This is a genomic window from Dolichospermum sp. UHCC 0352 (assembly GCF_009711925.1).
Taxonomy (GTDB): domain Bacteria; phylum Cyanobacteriota; class Cyanobacteriia; order Cyanobacteriales; family Nostocaceae; genus Dolichospermum; species Dolichospermum lemmermannii.
Genome location: NZ_VIKY01000065.1, coordinates 1 through 6,109, shown reverse-complemented (window position 1 = coordinate 6,109; position 6,109 = coordinate 1). Strand labels below are relative to the sequence as shown.

7 protein-coding genes are annotated in these 6,109 nt (G+C 37.2%); 4 read left to right on the top strand and 3 right to left on the bottom strand.

The window, feature by feature from the left end:
• Positions 1–182 precede the first annotated feature (182 nt).
• On the top strand, positions 183–332 hold the full coding sequence (locus FJR06_RS04585; RefSeq protein WP_168650918.1) for a hypothetical protein: 150 nt from the start codon (positions 183–185) through the stop codon (positions 330–332).
• Here the strand turns inward: FJR06_RS04585 and FJR06_RS04580 are convergent.
• Positions 316–1,428 (bottom strand): sulfate ABC transporter substrate-binding protein, encoded by a 1,113-nt coding sequence (locus FJR06_RS04580; RefSeq protein ID WP_168650923.1) that lies wholly within the window; start codon positions 1,426–1,428, stop codon positions 316–318. The two genes, FJR06_RS04585 and FJR06_RS04580, sit on opposite strands and share 17 nt — an antisense overlap.
• A 484-nt stretch (positions 1,429–1,912) precedes the next feature.
• Here FJR06_RS04580 and FJR06_RS04575 point away from each other — a divergent pair, with 484 nt between their 5' ends.
• A complete protein-coding gene (locus FJR06_RS04575; protein ID WP_174783423.1) occupies positions 1,913–2,998 on the top strand; it encodes a sulfate ABC transporter substrate-binding protein in 1,086 nt (361 codons plus the stop codon).
• Positions 2,999–3,491: 493 nt separating this feature from the next.
• Here FJR06_RS04575 and FJR06_RS04570 read toward each other — a convergent pair whose 3' ends face one another.
• Positions 3,492–4,265: a class II glutamine amidotransferase gene (locus tag FJR06_RS04570; protein WP_015079027.1), complete on the bottom strand. Its 774-nt coding sequence runs from the start codon at positions 4,263–4,265 to the stop codon at positions 3,492–3,494.
• A gap of 252 nt (positions 4,266–4,517) precedes the next feature.
• Between FJR06_RS04570 and msrB the strand changes: the two genes are divergently transcribed.
• Entirely contained in the window at positions 4,518–5,012 is a 495-nt protein-coding gene (gene msrB, locus FJR06_RS04565) for a peptide-methionine (R)-S-oxide reductase MsrB (RefSeq protein ID WP_015079026.1), read from the top strand.
• Between the two features lie 136 nt (positions 5,013–5,148).
• Positions 5,149–5,487: a hypothetical protein gene (locus FJR06_RS04560; RefSeq protein ID WP_015079025.1), complete on the top strand. Its 339-nt coding sequence runs from the start codon at positions 5,149–5,151 to the stop codon at positions 5,485–5,487.
• A gap of 246 nt (positions 5,488–5,733) precedes the next feature.
• Here FJR06_RS04560 and FJR06_RS04555 read toward each other — a convergent pair.
• Positions 5,734–6,109, bottom strand: a 376-nt coding sequence (locus FJR06_RS04555; protein ID WP_174783422.1) for a phycobilisome rod-core linker polypeptide, incomplete at its 5' end; no start/stop codon positions are given.

Below are 6,109 nucleotides of genomic sequence, written 5' to 3'. Positions count from 1 at the left end.
AGAGGTGGGGTCTCACCAAGTAGAGCAACCGCCGTTTAATTGTCAAGGTATAGTGCTGTCTCTTATACACATCTAGATGTGTATAAGAGACAGGTTGTTAGTAGGGGCGAAGCATTTGGAAGATAAATTATCGGTCATTGCCAAAAATAGTTCTCCAAATGCTTCGCCCGTACAGTTGTTAGTTGTTAGTTGTTAGTTGTCAATTACCAATTACCAATTACCAATCACCAATCACCAATCACCAATCACCAATCACCAATCACCAATTACCAATCACCAATCACCAATTACCAATTACCAATCACCAATTACCAATTACCGTTTATTTTTAGCTTGAATTTGGTCAAAAATTGCCCCATCATTAAAGAACTTTTTCTGAACAGCATCCCAACCACCTAATTCTTGAACTGTACCTAAAGTTTTTATTTGGGGATATTTGTCAGCAAATTCTTTAATCTTAGCTACTGTTTCATCTACAGGACGAAATCCTACTTTAGCAAATTCCCGTTGTGCTTCGGGGGTAAACAAATATTTAACAAAAGCTTCTGCTACTTCACGATTACCATGTTTATCAACATTTTTATCCACAACAGCAATAGGATTATCAATGGAGATATTTATATCAGGAAGAATGTAATTTGTTTTTTCACCCTTGTCTTTTGCCAAAACAATTTCATTTTCATAGTTAATCAAAGCATCACCTTGACCTTGTTTAAAAAATGCGTCTGTAGCTTCACGGGCATCTTTGGTTAATACAGGGACATTTTTATAAACTTTGGTCACAAAATCAATAGCTTTAGTTTCATCTCCACCAGTTTTAATGACTGAATTCCAAAGGGCGAGAAAATTCCACCGCGCTACCCCAGAAGTTTTGGGATCTGCGGTAATTAGTTTAACATTATCTTTGGCTAAATCAGCCCAATTCTTAATCCCTTTGGGGTTGCCTTCACGAGTGACTAAAGCTGCAACAGACTTAGAAACAATACCATTATTAGGAAATTCTTTCTCCCACCCAGGTTGAATTAATCCCGCTTTTTCAATTTTTTGCGTATCTAAAGCCAGGGCTAGATGAACAATATCTGCTTCTAAACCATCAACCACCGCACGAGTTTGCGAACCGGAACCACCATAGCTCTGTTTAAATACTACAGTTTGGTTATGTTCCTTTTGCCATTTTTCCACAAATTTGGGAATAATAGTAGCGTGAGCAGCTTTAGTAACAGCAAAGGATACAAGGGTTAATTCTACATTCTGTTTTTTACTCGTATCAGTAGTTGCATTCGGGGAACTACTGTTGTTTGTTCCAGTGCAAGCAGCAAGAGATACACTCAATACTGTCCCTACTAAGAAAAGTGATACAAAGCCTTTGAGCGAATTTGGACTAAACCTCAGTTGTAGTCGTTTTCGTAATTGTTGCCACAAATTCATCTTTTGTCCTTCTGTGAGACTACGGTTAATTAATGAAAATACCATTATTGCAGGTATCCGGTTATCAAAACTAGTAAAAACTGCATATTGACGATAGGGAATATGGTGATTTTACCAGTTTCAAGAAAAATTACAATGCCTTTCAATGATAAGTATCAATTTTTAATTATCTTTATGGAGGTTTTCAGGAAATTACTTAACTAATTCTCAATTTTTAATACTTTATCTAAACAAGGATTTAAAAATAAATATAGAATTTAATTTGTTAAAAGATTTGCCATATAAACTTTATAGGCATTAAAAGCTGAAAAAACATATTCGCAATATTTAATACATACAATACCCGATAGGAAAATAGTTGTTTTTAAGTGCAAAAACTATTGATTTTATTTATGACATCTGGTAAGCTCTTTCTCTAGAGGTTAAATACGTTATCTTTACAGAGTTACCGTAGATTAGATTTAAGCCAATTTTAGGACATCCCATGACAGATAATTCTTCCAACACCGCAAAATTTGTTCCCATGACAAAGCCGTTTTTTCCTGCTTTATTCTTAGCAACAGGTTTAAGTATAAGCACTATTTTGCCTGTATTTGCAGGTACAGCCCAGAAAACGCAACTAATTAGTCAAAGCGGTAAAAAAGTTGAACTTACCTTAGTTACTTACGCAGTCACCAAAGCGGCTTACTCAAAAATTATTCCCAATTTTGTGGCGAAATGGAAAAGAGAAAAAGGTCAAGATGTTGAAATTAAAGAAAGCTACGGTGGTTCTGGCTCGCAAACTCGCGCTGTCATTGACGGTTTAGGTGCAGATGTGGTAGCATTAGCATTGGCTGGAGATATTACAAAAATTGAACAAGCCGGTTTAATTAAACCAGGTTGGGAAAAAGAAGCTCCGAATAATGCAATTGTTACCCGTTCAGTAGTTGCCCTAGAAACTCGCGCTGGTAATCCGAAAAAGATCAAGACTTGGACTGATTTAGTAAGACCTGATGTAAAACTTGTTACTGCAAACCCTAAGACATCAGGTGGAGCTAAATGGAATTTTCTCGCTTTATGGGGTTCAGTAGTTAAGAATGGCGGAAATGATGCCCAGGCGTTAAAGTTTGTAACAGATGTGTTTAAAAATGTAGTTGTATTACCCAAAGATGCCAGAGAATCAAGTGATGCTTTTTACAAAAAAGGTCAGGGTGATGTATTAATAAACTATGAAAACGAAGTCATTTTAGCTGCACAGCAAGGCAAAACAGATACTTCTTACATAATTCCTCCAGTAAATATTTCGATAGAGGGACCTGTTGCAGTTGTGGATAAAAATGTTGATAAGCATGGAAATCGTGAGGTTTCTGAAGCTTTTGTCAAGTTCCTTTTCACTCCAGAAGCACAACGTGAATTTGCTAAAGTTGGTTTTCGTCCAGTTGACTCAACTGTATCTAAAGAAGTAAAAAATAAATTCCCCTATATTGCCCGACTCTACACTGTAGCTGATCTTGGCGGTTGGAGTGGTGTCCAGAAGAAATTCTTTGCAGATGGTGCGATTTTTGATAAAATTCAACGGGGAAGACGCTAAATATAGCAATTCTTGGTTGATTGTAATATATTCTTGGGTCACGGTGTAGACAAAGTTTTTGTAGCGATGCAGGATTTTTGAAACCGTGATTTAATAACAATTACGACGGACTTCTGTTTTTTCCCAAGTGCCAATTATTATATTAACTAGTAGTGATGGAGCTTTTGATCGAGTTCGGGCTAAGAGGATGTTTTAAAAGTTTTTAATGTGTAAACAGACCCCTCTCCAAACCTCTCCCCTACCAGGGGAGAGGCTTTAAAACCCCCATTCCCTTGTAGGGAAGGGGGGAAGGGGGGTTAGGTTTTTGGAGATTATGGGTTTCATATAATACTTTTCAAACAACCTCTAAGGTATTTGGGGCAACTGATTTTATTAATAAACCTATCAAAAGAAGCAGATATTTACAATATTAAATAAGCATTTACTAACAAGTTCTAGAAATGAATAGCTCCAGAATTTTGCTTTGTCTTATTAATAAAATAGTTGTCAGGAATTAGGCAAATTTTAGGGGTAACCCATCCTGAAATATGAGTAATTCTCCGGGTTGTATTTGTGTCCAAACTTCGTTATCGGTTAGGGGTGTGGTAACAATGACAGCAACGCGATCTTTAGATGTAGTCAATTCACTAAAATCTACAGTCATCTCTTCATCAATTAAATGAGCCGCAGCAAAAGGCGCTTGTCTAATAATGTAGCAAAGTTTAGTTGAGCAATAGGTAAAAAAATGCTCACCATCTGATAATATGTAGTTAAAAGATCCAAAGGCTGCTATTTCTTTGGTAATTTCATGTAATGTCTGATAAAGTTCCTTTAGCGGTGGTTGTTCTTGAGGAAAATGCGATCGCAAAGTATTGAGAATTAAGCAAAATGCTTTTTCGCTGTCCGTAGTCCCCACAGGTTGAAAAATACCATTATTTTCCGGGTTAAAGTCTGGTAAGTTACCATTATGAGCAAATACCCAATATCTACCCCAAAGTTCCCGACGGAAAGGATGACAGTTTTCCAAGGCTATTTTGCCTTGAGTAGCTTTGCGGATATGGGCAATTACATGAGTAGAATGAATGGGATACTGACGGATAAAATCGGCAATTGGTGACGCGATAGAGGCTTCAGCGTCTAGAAAAATTCGACATCCTTTGCCTTCAAAAAAAGCAATTCCCCAACCGTCGCTATGTTCATCTGTTTTTCCTCCCCTGGCAGAAAAACCTTCAAAGGAAAAGCAAATGTCTGTCGGTACGTTGCAATTCATTCCTAGCAGTTGGCACATTAGTTTTGTAGTTGTAAAGATCAACTAAAGAATAACTGATTATTTTTGATGGAACAGGTACAATTTGGACATTTAATTATCAAATATTAATAAAAACCTGTTTGGAGAAACTCATCGTGGTAATTAGTATTACATATTCTTTTTCACTAAGCAAGACGTTTTTAGGTGATTTTCATCAATTTCTCCTGGAGGATTTAGAAATTTATGGGAGTTTCTTGGTCATGGAAGCAAAAAATAGCAAATAATAGAATAATGAACAAACGCCATTTTTTGCAAATCAGTACAGTTTTAATCGGTACAGCCTTTTTTTCCCGTTATATCAATTGGAGTTCAGAATCTATGGCACTTTCTAATCCAGAGTTTACAGTGACAAAAACAGAGGAAGAATGGAAGAGTATCCTCACACCAGAACAGTTTCGGGTATTGCGGAAACATGGTACAGAACCCTCCCATACCAGTTCTCTCGATAAGCAATATGAACCTGGTACTTATGTCTGCGCTGGGTGTGGACAAGCTTTGTTTACTGCTGATACTAAGTTTAATAGTGGTACTGGCTGGCCAAGCTTTTTTAAACCCATAGAGGGGGCGATCGCTACTACTACAGATAGAACATTTTTCATGACCCGAACTGAAGTCCATTGTAGTAATTGTGGTGGACACTTAGGCCATGTTTTTAATGATGGACCAAAACCAACTGGTCTCCGTTACTGTATGAACGGTGTATCTTTGCAGTTTACACCTGCGTAGATCACTAATACGGTTCACTTTTTAAACTCTCTCAAGGGGTGCAAACCCCTTGTTTTATTCTGTCAAAAGCAGGAAATTGGAATATAGCAGGTAGAGTTTACATAAAATTGTCGAAAACAAGGATAAGGATTAGATAATGCAAGTTCTCAAAAGATCCATCAAACCAGAAAGTTATATATCGTTTCTCCACATTTACCAAACTACTTGGGGGACTGCTGGTGATATTTGTTTAGTTCGGGAATCTGTAGCTGAATCTAGTGCATCTAAGTTTGTGGGTCGCAGAATTAAATTAGCTCTCCCTAAAGGTATGGAACGTGATTACTTAGTGAATATTCCCATCATTAAAATTGCAGGTTACGTAGGTGAAGGGCATCCTAAAGATCCCCAGTCTGAATGGGAGGCTTATGATGGTATAGATCCAGAAATAGCGATCGCAGTTTTAAAAATTTGGGACTTCAAGTTAATTGAGTTATAGGAGATTCTACCTCAAGATACACCTTTAAAGGCAAAAAAATTCCTGTTTGCAAAAACTATGGGAAGCAGGGCAAAAAATTGAGAGTGCGTCAAGAATTATCTTCCTAACGCACCCTATAAATTGAAATTTTTTTGGTAGACTTAGTACACAACAGCGGAAATTAACTAACTATTAAAAATAACTAAAAGCAGATATTACCAGCTTTTTTAATTTTTAATAATTAATTTTTAATTCCGCCTTGCGCTACTAGCGTTTACCACGGTAAGGAACAGCATTGAGGTAATCAATGTCAAAAGAAGATAACTTTTGAGCATAGTTACCTTTACCAGATACAGAAGCAGCCATATCTGCAAATTTAGCAGGATCGCCTTCTTTTAAACGCTTTGCTTTTGCCTTAGCAGTGTAGAAGTTTTCCAAGGTAAAGCGCCAGTCGGTTTTGACTGTACCGGCTGTTTCTTGGAAGTCGGCACCGTAACGAGGAGTTACCAAGTTAAAAGGACGATCTACAAACCGCTTGCGTTGGTAAGGTACGGTATTATCACCAAAGTTTTGGGTGTATTCTGCGCTGTCTAATAAAACATCAACAAAGCCGCCAAAGCCCTTGTTACAAATAACAATTGAC

What these genes read in the sequence shown, in the direction of transcription:
- FJR06_RS04580 (WP_168650923.1), bottom strand. Translation starts at nt 1,428, where the DNA reads ATGAATTTGTGGCAACAATTACGAAAACGACTACAACTGAGGTTTAGT.
- FJR06_RS04575 (WP_174783423.1), top strand. Translation starts at nt 1,913, where the DNA reads ATGACAGATAATTCTTCCAACACCGCAAAATTTGTTCCCATGACAAAG.
- FJR06_RS04570 (WP_015079027.1), bottom strand. Translation starts at nt 4,265, where the DNA reads ATGTGCCAACTGCTAGGAATGAATTGCAACGTACCGACAGACATTTGC.
- msrB (WP_015079026.1), top strand. Translation starts at nt 4,518, where the DNA reads ATGAACAAACGCCATTTTTTGCAAATCAGTACAGTTTTAATCGGTACA.
- FJR06_RS04560 (WP_015079025.1), top strand. Translation starts at nt 5,149, where the DNA reads ATGCAAGTTCTCAAAAGATCCATCAAACCAGAAAGTTATATATCGTTT.